This window comes from Metabacillus endolithicus (assembly GCF_023078335.1).
GTDB classification, from domain to species: Bacteria; Bacillota; Bacilli; order Bacillales; family Bacillaceae; genus Metabacillus; species Metabacillus endolithicus.
Genome location: NZ_CP095550.1, coordinates 1,636,164 through 1,656,053, shown reverse-complemented (window position 1 = coordinate 1,656,053; position 19,890 = coordinate 1,636,164). Strand labels below are relative to the sequence as shown.

Here is a 19,890-nt window from a genome sequence, read left to right as displayed (position 1 = left end):
GAAGGTTTTTTATATGCAAAAAAAAGAACATTAGATAATAGGTAAATAGTAATTTCGGAAGAAGGTGACATGATGATAACATTATCAAATGTTAATAAAGTTTATAAAACAAAGAGCGGCACTGTTCAAGCTGTGAACAATGTAAACCTTGAAATTAAAAAAGGTGAAATATTCGGGGTTATAGGATACAGTGGAGCCGGAAAAAGTTCATTGATTCGTTTATTAAATGGACTAGAAAAACCATCTAGTGGGGAAGTCATTGTGGCTGGAAGTCAGATTGGCTCAATATCTGGTACAAAGTTACGTAAAGCACGCTTAGAAATAAGCATGATCTTTCAACACTTTAACTTACTATGGTCTAGAACAGTGAGAGAGAACATTGCGTTTCCTTTAGAAATTGCAGGAGTTAGTAAAGTTAAACGACTTAAGCGTGTAGATGAGCTTATTAAGTTAGTTGGACTGGAAGGAAGAGAAAATGCTTATCCTTCGCAACTTAGTGGTGGTCAAAAACAACGTGTTGGGATTGCCAGAGCTCTAGCGAATAATCCAAAAGTTCTTTTATGTGATGAGGCAACTTCAGCGCTAGATCCACAAACTACAGACTCAATTTTAGATTTACTTGTAGATATTAATAAAAGATTGGGCCTTACAATCGTTTTAATCACACACGAAATGCACGTGATTCGGAAAATCTGTCATCGAGTTGCGGTCATGGAAAACGGTGAAGTTGTTGAGCAAGGAAATGTATTAGATGTTTTCAGAAATCCGCAAAAGCCTATTACAAAAAGGTTTGTTAAACAAGTAACAGAGCCGGAGGAAACAAATGAGGTTGTTTCCCACCTGTTGGAGCTTTATCCGAAAGGAAAAGTCATTCAATTAACCTTTGTTGGAGAAGCGGCTGAACAGCCTTTAATTTCCAGTTTAATCCGAAAGTTTACACTGGAAGTGAACATTCTCCAAGGGAAAATTGCTCAAACGCAAAATGGGTCTTATGGGAATTTATTTATCCATCTTGATGGTGATGAACAAGAAATTAACAAAGCACTAGAGTTCATCTATAGTCAAAATGTAGAAGTTGAGGTGATTGCACATGCTTGAGCAACTTTTACCTGAGGTGAATTGGGAAAAGGTTTGGGAATCTACTTATGAAACTATTTATATGACAACATGGTCAGTAATTGCTACGTTTTTCCTAGGACTTATTCTTGGATTATTGTTATTTTTAACGGCTAAGGGAAACATATGGGAAAACAAAGTCATTAATCAGTTAGTAGGAGCGATCGTTAATATTTTCAGATCTATTCCATTTATCATTTTAATTATATTGTTATTACCATTTACAAAAGTAATTGTTGGAACAATACTAGGTGTTAATGCTGCATTACCTGCATTAATCATTGGTGCGGCACCATTTTATGGTCGTATGGTTGAGATTGCATTACGAGAAATTGATAAGGGTGTAATTGAAGCTGCTAAATCAATGGGCGCAAAAACTAGCACAATCATTTTTAAAGTACTATTACCTGAATCAATGCCCGCATTAGTATCAGGAATTACAGTAACAGCAATCGCGTTAATTGGCTATACAGCAATGGCTGGTGCAATTGGAGCAGGTGGTCTAGGTAACCTTGCATTTATGGAAGGTTTTAATAGAGGAAATAATCAGGTGACATTAGTTGCCACAATTATTATTTTAATTTTCGTGTTTATCATCCAATTTATTGGAGATATCATAACTAAATCAATCGATAAACGATAGGAGGAAAAAGAATGAAAAAGACATTATTAGCTATGATTTTAGCTATCCTAACGGCAGCTCTTGTTGCTTGTGGGGGAGCAGACAAAGAAGAAGGCACAACAGAGGGTGCTGAGGGTGAAACAAAAACAATAAAAGTAGGAGCTTCTCCTGTACCACACGTTGAAATCTTAGAAGAAGCAAAACCGCTTTTAGAGGAAAAAGGTATTGAGTTAGATATTGTTGAATTTACAGATTATGTTTTACCAAATAAATCATTGGAATCTGAAGATTTAGATGCTAACTATTTCCAACATGAGCCATACTTACAATCTCAAATTGCAGACAACGACTATAAATTTGTTAGTGCTGGTGGCGTTCATATTGAACCAATCGGTGTATACTCTAAACGTCATGAATCATTAGATGACCTTCCAGATGGTGCTAAAATCATCATGAGTAACTCAGTAGCAGATCACGGTCGTATGCTTTCAATGTTAGAAGACAAAGGTTTAATCACACTAAAAGAGGGTGTAGATAAAACAGCAGCTACTCTAGAAGATATTGCAGAAAACCCTAAAAATCTTGAATTTGAAGCAGACATTGAAGCTCCTATGTTAACAAAGGCATATGAAAACGATGAAGCAGATGCGTTTTTAATCAATGGAAACTTTGCACTTCAAGCTAACCTAAATCCAGCAGAAGATGCTATCGCATTAGAATCACCTGAAAACAACCCATATGTAAACTTGATTGTTGTTCGTGAAGGTGATGAAGATCGCGAAGAAATTAAAGCATTAGTTGAGGTATTACAATCAGAAGAAATTCAAGAATTTATTAAAACAAAATACAAAGGATCAGTTATCTCTGCAGCACAAGGAGAATAACCCTTTTTAAGCTGATAATCGTTCATGATTGTCAGCTTTTTTATTCATTTTTTGTGGTAGCTCGAAGTACGAAAACTCGTATACATTTCTCTAATTAAAGCATACTAACGATGAAAAAACAGGAGAATGGAGCTGTGAAAAAATGGAACATCATGAACCGAGAAATTCTACCGAAGCTGCTTTACATGAATATAAAAGCGGATTAGGTACTTTCACACAAAAGATGCCGGAGATTGCACGCCATTATAATGCTTTTACTGAAGCTTGTTTTGCTGAAGGAACACTATCAAAAAAAGAAAAACATTTAATTGCATTAGGAATTGCAGTGAATACCCAAGATGAGTACTGCATTATCTACCACGCAAAAGGGTGCTTGGACAACGGTGCTAGTGAAGAAGAAATCTTAGAAACTGTTGGTGTTACAGCTGCATTTGGTGGTGGAGCAGCAATGAGCCAAGCTGTTACGTTAGTTCAAGAATGTATAACAGAGTTAAACCAACTAAAACAATAAATCGAGTAATATAGAGTATTTTTGAGGGAAATTGCAATAATGGTTGGTTATTTTTGCAGGATGAATCAATTTCAAATAATTTCGTTTGTGAGATTATCTTACGAACTTTGAGTTGTTTGAATATTCTTGATAAGCTTTATATGTAAAATAAAGCTGAAAGGATTGATTCATTATTCACTCGAATCAAGAGTCAATTGAACTCAATTACACAACTGAAATGGAAAAGGCCATGCATCATTCTCATGGTATAGGGTACGCTGAGTATGCTAGTAAGCATGATAAACGTATGGATGTTGAAAAGAGCCGTGAAGAAGATTATCGCAAAAGTCAGTTGATTTATGCTGAAGTTGAAAGAAAAATGAAAAAATAAAGCCTATAGATGGAAGAACCGGAATAACTGGTTCTTCTTTTTTGATGGAAAGACAATAGGTGGGAAAAAGCGTGTGTACTCCAAATTCACTTACTTACCCCTCTAATTTCTTTCATCACAAAGAGAATGTTTTTTCTTAAAAGGTAAAAAATAAACTAGGGTCTCAAGGTAGATTCACAGAGCAATGTGTTATATAGTAGAAACTGTCTAATTTCTCTATTTACATATATTTTTATGTGAATTTATCAAATTAAGGATAGGTATTTTAATGTCAAAATTCGACTCTATTCCTTAAAGGTTGTGTTCACTTTTCATTTGTTATAATATTAGAATGAGAATAAAATGAGAATTAGTAAACTTTATATATTATTGGAGGTATCATTATGGCAGGTTCTACATTAATCATTAAGGATTTACACGTAGAAATTGATGGAAAAGAAATTCTAAAAGGTGTAAATCTTGAAATAAAAGGCGGAGAGTTCCATGCAATCATGGGGCCGAACGGTACAGGTAAATCTACTTTATCCTCAGCAATTATGGGTCACCCAAAGTATGAGGTAACACAAGGTAGCATTACATTAGATGGGGAAGACGTATTAGAAATGGAAGTAGACGAGCGTGCTCGTGCAGGTCTATTTTTAGCTATGCAATATCCAAGTGAAATCAGTGGTGTAACAAACGCGGATTTCTTACGTTCTTCTATTAATGCGCGCAGAGAAGAAGGCGATGAAATCTCTTTAATGAAATTCATTCGTAAAATGGATGCAAACATGGATGAGCTTGAAATGGATCAAGATATGGCACAACGTTATTTAAATGAAGGTTTCTCGGGCGGAGAGAAAAAACGTAATGAAATTCTTCAATTAATGATGATTGAGCCAAAAATTGCAATCCTAGATGAAATTGACTCTGGTTTAGATATTGATGCATTAAAAATCGTTGCACAAGGAATCAACAAAATGCGTAGTGAAGAGTTCGGTTGCTTAATGATTACTCACTACCAACGTTTATTAAACTACATCACTCCAGATAAAGTACATGTAATGATGCAAGGACGTGTTGTTAAATCAGGTGGCCCTGAGCTAGCTCAACGTTTAGAAGCAGAAGGATATGACTGGATTAAACAAGAACTAGGTATTGAAGACGAAACTGTTGGGCAAGAAGCATAATAGTAAGGGGGACTAAGACGATGGAAACATTAACGATCAATCAGGATTATGTCTCAAGCTATTCAAAACAGCTTGGTGAGCCGGATTGGCTTACAGATCTTCGCTTACAAGCTTTTGCCAAGTTAGAGGATCTTCCTATGCCTAAACCGGATAAAACAAAAATCGATAAATGGAACTTCACAAATTTTAAAGAACATACTGTTGAAAGTGCAAAGTTAGACTCATTAGCTGATCTACATGAAGATGTAAAATCATTAATTGACCTTGAGTCTACAACTAAAAACTTATATGTTCAAGTTAACAATACAGCTGCATACACTTCATTATCATCTGAATTAAAAGATAAAGGTGTCATCTTAACAGATATCCATACTGCAGCAAAAGAGCATTCTGACTTGCTGAAAAAATACTTTATGACAGACGGGGTAAAGGTTGACGAGCACCGTTTAACTGCTTTACATGCAGCTCTTCATAACGGTGGGGTATTTGTTTATGTCCCTAAAAATGTAGAAGTAGCAGAACCTATTCAGTCAGTATTTGTTCACGACAACCCTAATACAACATTATTCAACCACGTAATTGTTGTAGCTGATGATAATAGTTCAGTAACATATGTAGAAAACTATATTTCTACTGTTCAAAATGTTGAGGGTGTGTTTAACATCATCTCAGAAGTATTTGCTAATACAAATGCCCGTGTAACATACGGTGCAGTTGATACTCTTGCAGAGGGAGTAACAACTTATGTAAACCGTCGCGGGGTTGCTGGTCGTGACTCACGCATTGAATGGGCATTAGGTTTAATGAATGATGGCAATACAATTTCTGAAAATGTTACAAACTTAATGGGCGATGGCTCATTCGGTGATACAAAAACAGTTGTTGTAGGTCGTGGAGAGCAGAAGCAAAACTTCACAACAAAGGTTGTACACTTTGGTAAACATTCTGAAGGGTATATCTTAAAACATGGAGTTATGAAAGACAGTGCATCTTCTATTTTCAATGGTATTGGTAAAATTGAGCATGGTGCTTCGAAATCAAACGCAGAACAAGAATCTCGTGTTCTTATGTTAAGTGAAAAAGCACGTGGTGATGCAAACCCAATTCTATTAATTGATGAAGATGATGTAACGGCAGGTCATGCTGCTTCTGTTGGACGTGTTGATCCAATCCAATTATATTATTTAATGAGCCGCGGTATACCTAAAGTAGAAGCTGAGCGTCTTGTTATCCATGGTTTCTTGGCACCTGTTGTTAATGAACTACCTATTGAAGGTGTTAAAAAGCAGTTAGTTGAGGTTATTGAAAGGAAAGTTAAATAATGAATATCTCTGATATTCGTCAGCACTTTCCGATTTTGGACCAACAAGTAAACGGGAAAGACCTCGTTTACTTGGATAGTGCCGCAACTTCTCAGAAACCACTAGCTGTTATAGATGCTCTTTCCACATATTACAAAGAATATAATTCTAATGTTCACCGTGGTGTGCACACATTGGGAACTAGAGCAACTGACGGTTATGAAGGTGCTCGTGAGAAGGTTAGAAGATTTATTGGAGCAAAATCGATTCAGGAAATCATCTTTACTAGAGGTGCTACTACTGCTTTAAACATTGTTGCTCAAAGCTATGGGCTTACAAATGTAAAAGAAGGTGATGAAATTGTCATCACTTATATGGAACATCATGCCAATGTTATTCCTTGGCAACAAGTAGCGAAAATTACTGGTGCCACTTTAAAATATATTCCATTACAAGAAGATGGTACAATTGATTTGAAGGATGTTGAGGAAACCGTCACATCAAATACGAAAATTGTATCAGTCATGCATGTATCAAACGTACTTGGAACGATTAATCCGATAAAAGAAATCACAGAGGTTGCCCATAAGCATGGAGCTGTGATGGTTGTAGATGGTTGTCAAAGTGCTCCACACATGAAAGTGGATGTAAGAGATTTAGATTGTGATTTCTTTGCATTTTCGGCTCACAAAATGTGTGGCCCAACAGGTATCGGTGTGTTATACGGTAAGAAAGCACTCCTTGAGAAGATGGAACCTGTTGAATTCGGTGGTGAAATGATTGACTTTGTTGGATTACACGAGTCAACATGGAAGGAGCTTCCGTGGAAATTTGAAGCAGGAACTCCTATCATTGCTGGGGCAATTGGACTTGGTGAAGCAATTGATTTCTTGGAGAAGGTCGGTCTTGACAACATAGAAGCTCATGATCGTAAGCTAACTAAATATGCTTATGAACAGCTTAGTCAAGTAGAAGGTTTAACTATATACGGTCCTAGTCCAGAGAAACGTACAGGGTTAGTAACATTTAATATAGAAGATGTGCATCCACACGATGTTGCAACGGTTTTAGATGCTGAGGGAATTGCTGTTCGTGCAGGTCATCATTGTGCGCAGCCTTTAATGAAATGGCTGAAGGTTTCTGCAACAGCAAGAGCTAGTTTTTACCTGTACAACACAGAACAAGAAGTTGATAAACTTGTTGCAGGTATTAAAAAGACAAAGGAGTACTTCAGTAATGTCTAATCATGTAAATCTTGACACTCTTTATCGTCAGGTTATTATGGATCATTATAAGAACCCGAGAAATAAAGGTATCCTTGACAACAGTCTTACAATTGATATGAATAACCCAACTTGTGGAGATCGTATCCGTTTAACACTTGATGTACAAGATGATGTTGTTAAAGATGCAAAATTCGAGGGAGAAGGCTGTTCCATTTCAATGTCTTCTGCATCAATGATGACTCAGGCGATTAAAGGTAAAAAATTAGAAGAAGCATTAAAGCTATCAGAAATCTTTTCGAATATGATGTTAGGAAAAGAATATGATGATGATATCGACTTAGGTGATATTGAAGCATTACAGGGAGTGGCAAAATTCCCTGCTCGTATAAAGTGTGCGACATTAGCTTGGAAGGCTATGGAAAAGGGCGTGAAAGAAGGCAACGAATAGGTTGCTTACGCCAATAAATCTAATTTGATTGGAGTGAATGTAGATGGCAAAAAAGGCACCTGAAATCGGCGATTACAAGTATGGTTTTGCTGACAAAGATGTTTCCATCTTCCGTTCTAAACGAGGATTAACGAAAGAGATTGTTGAAGAAATCTCTCGTATGAAAGATGAACCACAATGGATGCTGGATTTCCGCTTGAAATCATTAGAGCATTTTTACAATATGCCAATGCCACAATGGGGTGGGGATATGGCTTCATTAAATTTCGATGAAATTACGTATTATGTAAAGCCTTCTGAGAAATCGGAACGCTCATGGGATGAGGTTCCTGAGGAAATAAAAGCTACATTTGATAAATTAGGTATTCCTGAAGCTGAACAAAAATACTTAGCAGGTGTTTCTGCTCAGTATGAATCAGAGGTTGTTTATCATAACATGAAGGAAGACCTTGAAGACCTTGGTATTGTCTTCAAAGATACGGATACAGCTTTAAAAGAGAACGAAGATATTTTCCGTGAGCATTTTGGAAAAGTAATTCCTCCAGCAGATAATAAGTTCTCTGCTTTAAACTCTGCTGTATGGTCTGGTGGATCATTCATTTATGTACCAAAAGGTGTTAAAGTTGATACTCCATTACAAGCATACTTCCGTATTAACTCTGAAAACATGGGACAATTTGAGCGTACATTAATCATCGTTGATGAAGGCGCACATGTACACTATGTTGAGGGATGTACAGCTCCAGTTTATACAACGAACTCACTTCACAGTGCAGTTGTTGAGATCATTGTTAAAGACGGTGGTTACTGCCGTTACACAACAATTCAAAACTGGGCTAATAACGTATTTAACCTTGTAACAAAGCGTGCAGTTTGTGATGCGAATGCAACGATGGAATGGATCGATGGTAACATTGGTTCGAAATTAACAATGAAATACCCAGCTGTTATCCTTCGTGGTGAAGGTGCACGTGGTATGACACTTTCTATTGCCTTAGCTGGTAAAGGTCAACACCAGGATGCAGGTGCAAAAATGATTCACCTTGCACCAAACACATCATCTACAATTGTTTCTAAATCCATCTCAAAACAAGGTGGTAAAGTAACATACCGTGGAATTGTACACTTCGGACGTAAAGCAGAAGGTGCAAGATCAAACATTGAGTGTGATACACTCATTATGGATAATCAATCAACATCTGATACGATTCCATACAATGAAATTCTTAACGACAACATTTCTCTTGAGCACGAAGCGAAAGTTTCAAAAGTATCTGAAGAGCAATTATTCTATCTAATGAGTCGTGGAATTTCTGAAGAAGAAGCAACAGAAATGATCGTTATGGGCTTTATCGAGCCATTTACAAAAGAACTTCCAATGGAATACGCAGTAGAAATGAACCGTCTAATCAAGTTCGAGATGGAAGGTTCTATCGGTTAATAACTTTCATATAAAAGGACTGACAATTGTCAGTCCTTTTTAGTACTTAAAAAAAGTGTTAAAGAATATGTGAGTTTTTTCTAATCATGGTATAGTATGGGTAAAACTTTATTAAGGTTTATGGAAAGCACTAAGAGTCGTATAATTAATGTAAAGCAGTTAATTAAAAAGGATTGATTTTGATTGACAAGCATTCAAATAGGTTTAACTGGATGGGGAGACCATGAATCCCTTTATACTGGTTTGAATACAACGAATAAATTACAAGAATATGCAGCACATTTTCCAACTGTTGAAATTGATTCATGTTTTTATGCTGTCCAACCGGAACGTAATATGGAGAAGTGGGTAAAAGATACGCCAAAGGGATTTCAGTTTATAGCAAAAGCATATCAAGGAATGACAGGACATCTTCGCGGAGAAATTCCCTTTGATAACAAAGCTGATATGTTTTCAGCATACATAAGATCAATTCAGCCATTAATAAATGCAAATAAATTGGCTATGGTATTATTTCAATTTCCTCCTTGGTTTACATGTAACAAAGAAAATGTTGCTTACTTAAAATGGTGCAGAGAAAAAATGAGAGATACAGAGGTGGCATTAGAATTTCGCAACCGTTCGTGGTTTTCTTCTAGTTATTATGATAAAACCTTACAGTTTATGGAAGAAGAGAAATGGATTCATAGTATAGTGGATGAACCTCAGGCTGGTGAAAGATCAATTCCCACCGTTTTAAAGCCAACTACTCCTCATAAAACACTTATTCGTCTCCATGGAAGAAATATATATGGATGGAATAAGCCGGCTAATGGAGATGATTGGCGAGATGTTCGATATTTGTATCGCTATAATGAAGAAGAGTTATTAGAGTGGAAAGAACATTTAGCTGAGATTCAGCAAAGAACAGAAACAACCTATATGCTCTTTAATAACAACTCAGGTGGAGATGCGGCAGATAATGCGAAGATGATGATAAATCTACTAAATCTTCACTATACGGGATTAGCTGAAAAACAATTAAGTTTGTTTCAAGATCATGAGGAGATGTAATAAGTGTGGAGTTTAAGTAAGGAGAGAGGAACATGTTAGAAACCGTTCACCTTTATCATACTAATGATTTACATAGTCATTTTGAAAATTGGCCAGCTATCGTTCAATTTATAAAAAACAAAAAAGCATGGCATGATCAACAAAATGAGCAAATGATTTTATTGGATATTGGAGATCATTCAGATCGGTTTCATCCAATAACTGAAGCAACAAAGGGAAAAGCAAATGTTACACTGTTAAATCAGTTAAATTATGACGCAGTGACCATTGGAAATAATGAAGGAATTACTTTTTCACATGAAGATCTTGATTCTTTATATGAACGTGCCACATTTCCGGTAATACTATCAAATCTATATACAGAATTGGGAGAAAGGCCTAATTGGGTTGTTCCTTATCATATCATCACACTTAACAGTGGTACGAGGATTGCTTTGCTCGGTGTTACGGTTTTCTATGAAAAGTTCTATGAATTACTAGGATGGAAAATAAAAGATCCTTTTCAAAGTTTATTGGAGACTGTTGAACAAGTAAAGGGACAATGTGATGTGATTGTACTTTTGTCTCATTTGGGAATAAGTGATGACGAAATTATAGCCAAAGAGTTTCCTGATATTGATGTTATTATTGGAGGACACACCCATCATGTTCTGAAAGAAGGGATTGAGCTTCATAACACCCTAATCGCAGGTGCAGGAAAATATGGTCAATATGTTGGGCATATTTCTTTATCTATTTCTATTGAGACTAACAAACTTCATCATTATAAAGCTTCTCTATTTCCAATGGAGGATCAGAAAATAATTTGTAATGAAACAGAGTTATGGTTACAGAAATCTTCAATACAAGCCGATAATACTCTTTCGGAGGTCATTGGTGTTTCAAAAAATGGTCTTTCTTTAGATTGGTACCAAGAATCTGAATTCCCAAAACTCCTTGTTCAATCTATAAAGGAGTGGTGTGATGGAGAGATTGCAATGGTGAACTCAGGTATTCTTTTAGAACCATTACCAAAAGGACCTGTTACCAGAAAAGATCTTCATCGTATTTGTCCTCATCCGATCAATCCGTGTAAAGTTTATTTAAAAGGTGATGTTCTTAAAGAAGTTATTGTTCAATCAAGAGATGAGAAGATGGAACATTTAAAGCTAAAAGGTCTTGGCTTTAGAGGAAAAGTAATGGGACGAATGGTTTTTGACGGGATTGAAGTAAACATGGAAACGTTAGATGATGGCAAAGATCATGTAAAAGAAATATTTGTTAATGGTAAACCTATTTCATATGAACGGGTTTATGCTGTAGCGACGATCGATATGTTTACTCTTGGCCCACTATATCCTGAAATCAGTCATGCCGAGAAAAAGGTGTTTTTTATGCCTGAATTGTTGAGAGATGTATTAGCTTGGAAATTAGGTGAAAAATCTAGAAATGAATAGGCGCGTATCTACACGAATCCTTTCTTTAATCATAAAGATATATCAAGAAAGGAGTGTAGATACACAATGGTTACAATGACTCCAGTTGTTATAGAAGGAAAACAGTTCACAGCGATTACAGTTGCATTGCCTAAAACTAATTTTATGGCAGTTACAAACGATAAAGGATATATCATGTGCGGAGCACTTGATGTTGCATTACTAAATGAAAAGCTTAAAGACCGAGGAATTATTGCTGGTCGTGCTGTTGGTGTCCGGACAATCGATCAACTACTTGAAGCACCACTGGAATCTGTCACATATGAAGCAGAAAAATTGGGAATCTCTGTGGGAACAACAGGAAAAGATGCTTTACTTAAAATGGTTTAAGTAAGAAGCAAGCCTGTATTGTCCCTAAAACAATAAAAAGTTTAGAATGAATAAAAAAGTAAGCGTACATCCCTCCTGTCATGCATAAACATAGCTTGTAAAGGAGGGATTTGTTTTGGCTAAGTTTCGCGGTCGACGCCCGCGCAAAGGGCCTTTACCTTTTCGATATGTACTGTTACTAACACTTGTTATATTTACAATTCTAACAGCTAGTAGTTTTTGGTATGTAGATAGTAAAGTAGAACCTGCTATTATGGACATCGCTAAGCTCGAAGCTTCTTCAGTTGCAACAACCATTATCCATGAAGCTGTAAAAGAAGAGACAGAAAAGGATCAAGAAAACCTTGTTATAATAGATAAGGATAACAATGGCAATACAAATACAATCCGATTTAATTCAGCAGTTGTTCGAGCAGAATTAGATCGAATAACTGATAACATCACAAGGAAATTAACTGAAATTGAAAAAGGGAATTTTCATACAACAGACAATCAGGAAATGGAATTAGATGATGGAATTGTTTATTCGATTCCTTTAGGACAAATAACGGATAATGCGATTTTAAGTACAATAGGTCCAGATATTCCAGTTCGTTTTTACTTAATAGGTGATGTACATACCGATATTAAAAGAACATTAAAGGAATATGGAATTAATAGTGCGGTTCATGAAATTTCTGTTATTGTAGAAGTAACAGTACAGGTTGTTATCCCGTTCTCAACAAAGCCTGTTACCATTACAAATACAATTCCTATTGTTGACATTGCAGCACATGGTGATGTTCCACAATATTACAATGAAAGTGGAGAAAATGCACCTGCCATTGAATTACCAGCAGTTCCATAGTTGTCATTTGACTACTATTTTGCTAAACTATTGAAAGTTAATTAAATATTGACCTACATCACCTTATCTCATGATGAGGTAGAGGCGCAGAAACCAAGAGTACAATATGTGAGAATGACAACGATGATCGTATTGAAAAGGGGTTTTTGCCGAAGTGAGTGATAGCTAGTCAGGCTTCATTTGCTGGTATTACGTTGAATAAAGGTAATACTGTCATTATAGAAAACTATAATGGAGGTACTACTGATCGAGATGGAGGATAACATAACATTATTCAAATAAGAGTAATGATAGTTATTTTCTATCGTTACTCTTTTTCTATGCACTTTTTTAGGGTGCATTGTTCCTTACAATCAGTATCAAATACTTCCAATAATAAGAACAGGGAGGCATTTTGCATCATGTCAGGCACTATTTTTTCAATTATCCCTCCGATAATTGCCATCTTGATGGTTATCTTAACAAGGAGAGTATTGTTATCTCTTGGAGTGGGGATTGTATCAGCAGCGTTATTACTAAAGGAATTTTCAATTGCAGATTCAGGGATGGTCATTTTAAATGCTGTTAAAGGTATTTTCATTTCTGAAGGTGAATTAAATACTTGGAATGTTTATATCATTTTATTTTTACTAATTTTAGGAATTGTAACAGCACTTATTTCTATTTCTGGAGGCAGCCGTGCATTTGGTGAATGGGCACAAAAACGTGTGAAAACTCGTGCAGGAGCTCAATTTACAGCAGCGATATTAGGAATACTCATTTTCATAGATGATTATTTTAATGCGCTTGCAGTTGGACAAGTTAGCCGTCCGATAACAGATCGTCAAAAGGTTTCACGAGCTAAGCTTGCTTATATAATTGATTCAACATCTGCACCAGTTTGTGTTGTTTCACCAATTTCAAGCTGGGGAGCGTATATCATTGCAATGATTGCGACGATTTTAACTACTCACGGTGTTACTGAGTTTACTCCGCTTGGCGCTTTTATGACGATGATTCCGATGAACTACTATGTTTTTGCTGCATTAATTCTTGTGTTTGCAGTAGCTTATTTCAATATAAATATTGGCAGTATGAAAGTTCATGAAGATCGTGCGATTCAAACTGGACAAGTAGTTGATCCTTCAAAAGAAGCACTGGGGGAAATCAAAGAAGATTTACCAACAAGTGATAAAGGGACAATAGGTAACCTTGTTTGGCCTATTCTTTCGTTAATTATTGGTACAGTAGCATCTATGCTTTATACAGGTTATTCAGCAATTGAAGATAAATCAGCTGTAGATATTTTTGCAATCTTTGAAAATACAGATGTCTCAGCATCGCTATTATATGGTGGACTATTTGGACTAGCTATCACAATCATATTATTTTTTAGTAGAGGAATTAGTGGACGTTATTTGCCCCTTGCAATCATTGAAGGTGTTAAATCAATGTTACCAGCTATCTACATTTTATTATTTGCGTGGGTTATTGTAGATTTGATTGGTCAATTAAGTACAGGGGAATATTTAGCAGGAATTGTTGAAAAATCTAACCTTAACTTATCTTATCTACCAGTCGTAATGTTTATTTTGGCAGCATTCATGGCGTTTGCAACTGGTACCTCTTGGGGAACATTTGGAATTATGTTACCAATTGCAGGTGAAATTACTGCAGCTACTGATATCAATATGTTGCTTGCGGCTATGGCAGCAGTTCTTGCAGGTTCTGTATTAGGTGATCATTGTTCACCAATTTCTGATACAACAATACTATCCTCTACGGGAGCAGGAAGTCATCACATTGATCACGTATTGACTCAGTTACCGTACGCCTTAATTGGTGGAGGCTTTGCTACAATCGGTTATCTTGTTTTAGGTTTTACGGGTAGTAGTTTAGTTGGTTTACTTACAATAGCTATCTTATTAGTAGGGTTTATTTTCATTTTTGCAAAAAGAGCAAAAGCAGTATAAAAAGGAAGGCGATAGCCTTTCTTTTTTGCATCATTAAGGAATAATATTATTAATTGAATAGTAATATTAATGTTTTGTAATAATAGGGCACGCTCATAAGATACTGAATATTTAGAAGTTATAAAATATTTATGATTACTATTTCATTTTACAACTTTTAAGAATTAAAGAAATAAAGGGATATATTGTCTTTGTATGTAAATGTATAAAGTATTTCCATATTCTATTTAATAGAATCTAAAATTTCTGAAAATATCATCTTAAAATAGTATTTTTTCAAAATTTTTTGTAGACATAGGAATAATGTCCGATTATACTATGTATAGATTATAATAAATAATCAGAAAATTATATAATTTCTAATTGTTTCCACATTTAAGTGAGAGATGAGAAGAGGAGGAAAAATTATGGAAAATCGCCCACAGTGGGGAACAAGGGCTGGCTTTATTCTAGCGGCTGTTGGTTCTGCAGTAGGTTTAGGAAATATCTGGAGATTTCCGGCAACAGCATATGAAAATGGAGGAGGAGCATTCTTTATTCCTTATCTATTTGCTCTATTAACAGCTGGTATCCCATTATTAGTAATGGAGTTCACGATTGGTCATAAATATCGTGGGTCGGCTCCAATGTCATTAGGAAGAATGAGTAAAGGATCAGAATGGATTGGTTGGTGGCAGGTTGCTATTTCGTTTGTCATTTCAACATATTATGCTGTTATTATCGCATGGGCAATGTCTTATTCTGTTTTTTCTTTCAACTTAAGCTGGGGGAAAGATACAGAAGGGTTCTTATTTGGTGAATATTTAAAATTAGCTGAAACTCCAGGTCAATTTGGAGGATTAGTTCCAGGTGTATTTATTCCTTTAGTTATTGTTTGGGTTGTTGCATTAGGTGTCCTTTTTGCTGGTGTTAAAAAAGGTATTGAAGTTGCAAACAAAATTTTCATTCCTGCACTTGTTATATTATTCGGTATTATTGTTGTTCGTGCGTTAACATTAGATGGAGCAGCAGCTGGTTTAGATGCCTTCTTCAAACCAGATTGGAGTAAAATTGCTGATGGAAAAGTATGGGTAGCAGCATACGGTCAAATTTTCTTTAGTTTATCAATTGCTTTTGCTATTATGATTACTTATTCAAGCTACCTACCTAAAAAATCAGATATTACAAACAATGCATTTATTACAGGTTTCAGTAATTCTGCGTTTGAATTATTAGCAGGTATTGGTGTATTTAGTGCTCTAGGGTTTATGGCAGCTCAACAGGGTGTCCCTGTAAGTGAGGTTGTTTCTGCTGGTGTAGGTTTAGCGTTCGTTGTTTTCCCACAAATTATTAATGAGTTTCCTGCACTTAACGGTTTCTTTGGTTTCTTATTCTTTGGTTCATTAGTACTTGCTGGATTATCTTCATTAATCTCGATCGTAGAAACGTTTGTTGCTGGTGTACAAGAGAAATTTAAGGTATCGAGAACGAAAGCAGTTGCTTTTGGTGGAGGTTTATCTGCACTAGTATCTATTATCTTTGCAACTAAAGGCGGATTATACTTCTTAGATTCTGCTGATTACTTTATTAATCAATTTGGTGTAGCATTAGCTGGTTTATTTGAGGTTATTGCTGTGGCATGGTTCGCAAAAGAATTAAAAAATCTTCAATCACATGCTAACTCAATGTCAGATATCCAAGTTGGTACATGGTGGAGAGTATGCTTAGGCTTCATCACTCCTGTTGTTTTAGGATACATGATGTTTGATAACTTACGTAATAACTTAACAGCTCCATACGGTGATTACCCGTTAGGATTCTTATTTAACTGGGGTTGGACAGTTGCAATTGGAGCAATGCTTGTCGGAGTATTATTCACAATTAAACGCAAATCAACAGACAATTCATTATCTTCATCTACTAAAAAGGAGGTATCACAGTAATGAGCGGAAGCGCGATTGCGATGATGATTATCGGTATAGTGATCATTTGGGGCGGAATGGCCGCAAGTATTACAAATGCTGTGATCAAAGCCAAACAAAAATAAATGAAAAGAGGCTGAGAAAATCAGCCTCTTTTTTGTGCATTTCGGGAAGTGACAGGCACGCCCCGAGTTTTGTCGACGTTATTTTCTTTTTCGTTCAGCACGTTCCCAAGACTTCAGGTGAGGGTACGGGTCAAATGACCATTCAGTACGACCGTTATCTTTATATAGGCCATAATGTAGGTGTGGTGGGAATTTCCCAGCTGTACCTGGAGGGCCATAACCAGAGCTTCCTACTGATCCAATTAATTGACCTGGCTCGACAACTTGTCCTGTTTGGAGACCATCCGCAAAACCATTTAAATGGGCAAAGTAATGGTACGTATTGTCGATATCGCGTATCCCTACTCTCCAACCACCATATCGATTCCACCCCTTCATCTCAACAACTCCGTAACAAGTTGCTCTTACAGGAACCCCATAGTTTGCAAAAATGTCAGTTCCTTCATGAATTCTTCTGCCACCCCAGCCGCGGGCATCTCCCCACGTATTTTTGTAACTATAGTTATGTTTTAAAGGGACAGGGAATGCATGCTTATCTAAATCCAAGTGGCCATATTTTTTATATAATTTCATATGACCTAAAATGAGTCCAACTGTTTTATCACGTTGATAATAATCCCATAAGCCAATCTTTAAATTTTCCAAATCAGATCCATATGATTGTAAATAATGCGCAAAAGAATAGAGGATGTCTTCATCATTTGTTGGATCGGCAACCTGATCTCCATTACCATCCTCTCCAATTCCTCCAAATAAACCTATGCTTCTAGGATTTGTATCCTGCATATTTGGATTGAGTGGCCCTGCCCATACTTCGGGTTTGATATAAATTTCAATGGACCCATTAGCTTTTGGAATGTCTTTTCTTGAATGACGAACATTCCTTTCATATTGATCAATTGCAGCTAATACATACCAAGGTATGTTCGTTAATGTTTCTACTTTTGTATATAAGCTCATTAGCTTCTCAGATTCTTTTTCTTGGTCGGATTTTTCAGCAGCATAGGCAACTTGATGTGCTGAAACAGAGATCATCATGAAGAAGATGATCATAAAGGAAAGTACTTTTTGCACAGTAATGAGCTCCTTTCATTTGTTCCAAATTGAATCACACCTTCACTGGCAGTGGTACCTGGTATCAATTTAAAAGGTAATACTGCCTGTAAAAGTCCAATCCTTGTCAATAACAAATTTCATGGAAGTATCTTTTTATAGTTTGGTTTTCAATTTGTATTTCATTAATAGAAAATGTTAGAAATTACATACAGTCCTTTTCCTTGTCCGACTCGTTTCCTTATGTTAAAGTGGAAACGTATATTGAAATAGCTTGATTAGTGGACAACTATAAATAGATTACATAATGGAGATGAATCAGATGGCGAAAAAGGAAGAATATCTACGTAAGCCAGAATGGTTAAAAATAAAATTAAACACGAACGAGAACTATACAGATTTAAAAAAGCTTATGAGAGAGCAAAATTTACACACTGTCTGTGAAGAGGCTAGATGTCCAAATATTCATGAATGTTGGGATTGTTCGTCGTACAGCTACGTTTATGATTTTAGGTGCTGTATGTACTCGTGCATGCCGATTCTGTGCTGTTAAAACAGGCCTTCCTACTGAATTAGACCTAGCAGAACCAGAACGCGTAGCAGACTCGGTTGCACTTATGAATCTTAAACATGCAGTTGTAACTGCAGTAGCTCGTGATGACCTAAAAGATGGTGGAGCACAAGTATTTGCTGAAACAGTTCGTGCGATTCGACGTAAAAGTCCATTTACAACAATTGAAGTGCTACCTTCAGATATGGGTGGCGTTTATGAGAATCTTAAGATGTTAATGGATGCAAAGCCGGATATCCTTAACCATAATATTGAAACAGTTCGTGAACTTACACCTAGAGTTCGTGCCCGTGCAAAATATGATCGTTCTTTAGAATTTTTACAACGTGCAAAAGAAATGCAACCTGAAATTCCAACTAAATCAAGTATCATGATTGGTCTTGGAGAAACAAAAGAGCAAATCATCGAAACAATGGATGATTTACGTGCTCATGATGTGGATATTATGACAATTGGTCAATACCTGCAACCAACGAAAAAACACCTTAAAGTTCAAAAATATTATCATCCAGATGAATTTGCTGAACTACGTGAAATTGCATTAAGTAAAGGGTTTAGCCATTGCGAAGCTGGTCCCCTTGTTCGTTCATCCTATCATGCAGATGAACAAGTAAATTCGGCAGCTAAACAAAAGCAAGCACAAGCTTAATTATTGGTGAAAAATGGAACTGTCAAGTGACAGTTCCATTTTATTTTTATTGCATTTTTTCCTTTTCATAGCGGGATTTTTCATAATCGTCCTTCATATCATCATCGATATCCTCATTCATTTCTCCATAGCCTTCGCCATTAGCATTTTCGCCATTATTTAAAGCACGGCCTTGAGGAGACTCAAGCATCTTGTTAATTGTATCTGTTAAGATTTCATCAATATCCCGACTTGTTGAATCAAGTGGCTTATAGGCTTGAATTTGCTGAATCATATTTGGATTATCAGAAACGTACACGTGATAATAACGTGGAATAACTGATAAGGCTGTTTTCTTTACTTGATCGGCTGTTTCAAAACGATTATCTGAATCCGTTTCATAAGCGACTAACACTTCTTCATCTGTAACTAATGTTGCTACATCATTAACGTTAGGTAGCTGAACACTTAAGCTGCTAATCGAATTGGCAACAGCTTCTCGGTCCATTCCAGGTGTAGGAGTATAGGCTATATCTTGAGGAATGCCGCTTTTTTGATGTCGAACAAACCCGAAGTTTGCTCCTTTATCATTTGCATTTGGCGAACCTTCTTCGTTGTATAAATCAGTACGATCACTTACATTAATTGTATTTCCACTTTCATGCATAAAAGAAGTATCTTCTTCTGCACCGTACTGACATGCTGTTAATAAAGATAAACCTACAATACTAACCGCTAATTTGGTTTTTATCAATATTAGCACCTCCTCTTCTTTTATAGTTACCAAAATGTCATGAAATTTTCTTAGCAATTGATGGTTGAAGATGTTTAGATTATGATAAGAATAAGGAATATGGATGAGGTGAA

The 19,890-nt window shown here is 36.1% G+C and carries 19 protein-coding genes, 1 pseudogene and 1 riboswitch; of the genes and pseudogenes, 18 read left to right on the top strand and 2 right to left on the bottom strand.

The genetic code is table 11. The features are described 5' to 3' along the window. Positions 1-72: 72 nt before the first annotated feature. The 17 genes from MVE64_RS08920 to MVE64_RS08840 all read left to right on the top strand — a co-directional run bounded on the left by MVE64_RS08920 (position 73) and on the right by MVE64_RS08840 (position 16,771). On the top strand, positions 73-1,098 hold the full coding sequence (locus tag MVE64_RS08920; RefSeq protein WP_247345652.1) for a methionine ABC transporter ATP-binding protein: 1,026 nt from the start codon (positions 73-75) through the stop codon (positions 1,096-1,098). After that, positions 1,091-1,759 (top strand): methionine ABC transporter permease, encoded by a 669-nt coding sequence (locus tag MVE64_RS08915; protein ID WP_247345650.1) that lies wholly within the window; start codon positions 1,091-1,093, stop codon positions 1,757-1,759. The genes MVE64_RS08920 and MVE64_RS08915 overlap by 8 nt, the downstream gene beginning before the upstream one ends. Positions 1,760-1,770: 11 nt before the next feature. After that, positions 1,771-2,622 (top strand): MetQ/NlpA family ABC transporter substrate-binding protein, encoded by an 852-nt coding sequence (locus MVE64_RS08910; RefSeq protein ID WP_247345647.1) that lies wholly within the window; start codon positions 1,771-1,773, stop codon positions 2,620-2,622. 142 nt (positions 2,623-2,764) lie between these two features. Beyond that, complete coding sequence (locus MVE64_RS08905; protein ID WP_247345644.1) at positions 2,765-3,133, top strand: carboxymuconolactone decarboxylase family protein; 369 nt, start codon at positions 2,765-2,767, stop codon at positions 3,131-3,133. 229 nt (positions 3,134-3,362) lie between these two features. Further along, complete coding sequence (locus MVE64_RS08900) at positions 3,363-3,503, top strand: YuzK family famiily protein (RefSeq protein WP_247347264.1); 141 nt, start codon at positions 3,363-3,365, stop codon at positions 3,501-3,503. A 383-nt stretch (positions 3,504-3,886) separates the two neighbouring features. Further along, positions 3,887-4,672 (top strand): Fe-S cluster assembly ATPase SufC, encoded by a 786-nt coding sequence (gene sufC, locus MVE64_RS08895; RefSeq protein WP_247345641.1) that lies wholly within the window; start codon positions 3,887-3,889, stop codon positions 4,670-4,672. After that, positions 4,672-5,994, top strand: a complete 1,323-nt coding sequence (sufD, locus tag MVE64_RS08890) for a Fe-S cluster assembly protein SufD (protein ID WP_379053073.1) — start codon at positions 4,672-4,674, stop codon at positions 5,992-5,994. Before sufC ends, sufD begins: the two co-directional genes overlap by 1 nt. Further along, positions 5,994-7,217, top strand: a complete 1,224-nt coding sequence (locus tag MVE64_RS08885; RefSeq protein WP_247345637.1) for a cysteine desulfurase — start codon at positions 5,994-5,996, stop codon at positions 7,215-7,217. The genes sufD and MVE64_RS08885 overlap by 1 nt, the downstream gene beginning before the upstream one ends. Next, complete coding sequence (gene sufU, locus MVE64_RS08880) at positions 7,210-7,647, top strand: Fe-S cluster assembly sulfur transfer protein SufU (protein ID WP_121663332.1); 438 nt, start codon at positions 7,210-7,212, stop codon at positions 7,645-7,647. The genes MVE64_RS08885 and sufU overlap by 8 nt, the downstream gene beginning before the upstream one ends. A gap of 43 nt (positions 7,648-7,690) precedes the next feature. Next, positions 7,691-9,088: a Fe-S cluster assembly protein SufB gene (gene sufB / locus MVE64_RS08875; RefSeq protein ID WP_098796446.1), complete on the top strand. Its 1,398-nt coding sequence runs from the start codon at positions 7,691-7,693 to the stop codon at positions 9,086-9,088. A gap of 183 nt (positions 9,089-9,271) precedes the next feature. Next, positions 9,272-10,141, top strand: a complete 870-nt coding sequence (locus MVE64_RS08870; protein ID WP_247345634.1) for a DUF72 domain-containing protein — start codon at positions 9,272-9,274, stop codon at positions 10,139-10,141. Between the two features lie 32 nt (positions 10,142-10,173). Next, complete coding sequence (locus MVE64_RS08865; protein ID WP_247345631.1) at positions 10,174-11,577, top strand: bifunctional metallophosphatase/5'-nucleotidase; 1,404 nt, start codon at positions 10,174-10,176, stop codon at positions 11,575-11,577. Positions 11,578-11,643: 66 nt separating this feature from the next. Beyond that, positions 11,644-11,946, top strand: coding sequence for a YunC family protein (locus MVE64_RS08860; RefSeq protein ID WP_247345629.1), 303 nt, complete (start codon positions 11,644-11,646; stop codon positions 11,944-11,946). A gap of 115 nt (positions 11,947-12,061) precedes the next feature. Then, entirely contained in the window at positions 12,062-12,793 is a 732-nt protein-coding gene (gene yunB / locus MVE64_RS08855; protein WP_247345626.1) for a sporulation protein YunB, read from the top strand. 71 nt (positions 12,794-12,864) lie between these two features. Then, a riboswitch (Lysine riboswitch) is annotated at positions 12,865-13,044 on the top strand. 150 nt (positions 13,045-13,194) lie between these two features. Then, positions 13,195-14,745: a Na+/H+ antiporter NhaC family protein gene (locus MVE64_RS08850; protein WP_247345623.1), complete on the top strand. Its 1,551-nt coding sequence runs from the start codon at positions 13,195-13,197 to the stop codon at positions 14,743-14,745. A gap of 407 nt (positions 14,746-15,152) precedes the next feature. After that, the gene (locus tag MVE64_RS08845; RefSeq protein WP_247345620.1) at positions 15,153-16,667 is read left to right on the top strand and encodes a sodium-dependent transporter; all 1,515 of its coding nucleotides are present in this window, start codon (positions 15,153-15,155) and stop codon (positions 16,665-16,667) included. Beyond that, positions 16,667-16,771, top strand: coding sequence for a methionine/alanine import family NSS transporter small subunit (locus tag MVE64_RS08840; RefSeq protein ID WP_247345617.1), 105 nt, complete (start codon positions 16,667-16,669; stop codon positions 16,769-16,771). Before MVE64_RS08845 ends, MVE64_RS08840 begins: the two co-directional genes overlap by 1 nt. A gap of 78 nt (positions 16,772-16,849) precedes the next feature. Here MVE64_RS08840 and MVE64_RS08835 read toward each other — a convergent pair whose 3' ends face one another. Further along, positions 16,850-17,824: a M23 family metallopeptidase gene (locus tag MVE64_RS08835; protein ID WP_379053071.1), complete on the bottom strand. Its 975-nt coding sequence runs from the start codon at positions 17,822-17,824 to the stop codon at positions 16,850-16,852. Between the two features lie 322 nt (positions 17,825-18,146). Here MVE64_RS08835 and lipA point away from each other — a divergent pair. Then, positions 18,147-19,044: pseudogene (gene lipA, locus MVE64_RS08830) on the top strand (lipoyl synthase). 46 nt (positions 19,045-19,090) lie between these two features. Here lipA and MVE64_RS08825 read toward each other — a convergent pair. Further along, positions 19,091-19,777, bottom strand: coding sequence for a YhcN/YlaJ family sporulation lipoprotein (locus MVE64_RS08825; protein WP_247345615.1), 687 nt, complete (start codon positions 19,775-19,777; stop codon positions 19,091-19,093). Between the last annotated feature and the right edge of the window lie 113 nt (positions 19,778-19,890).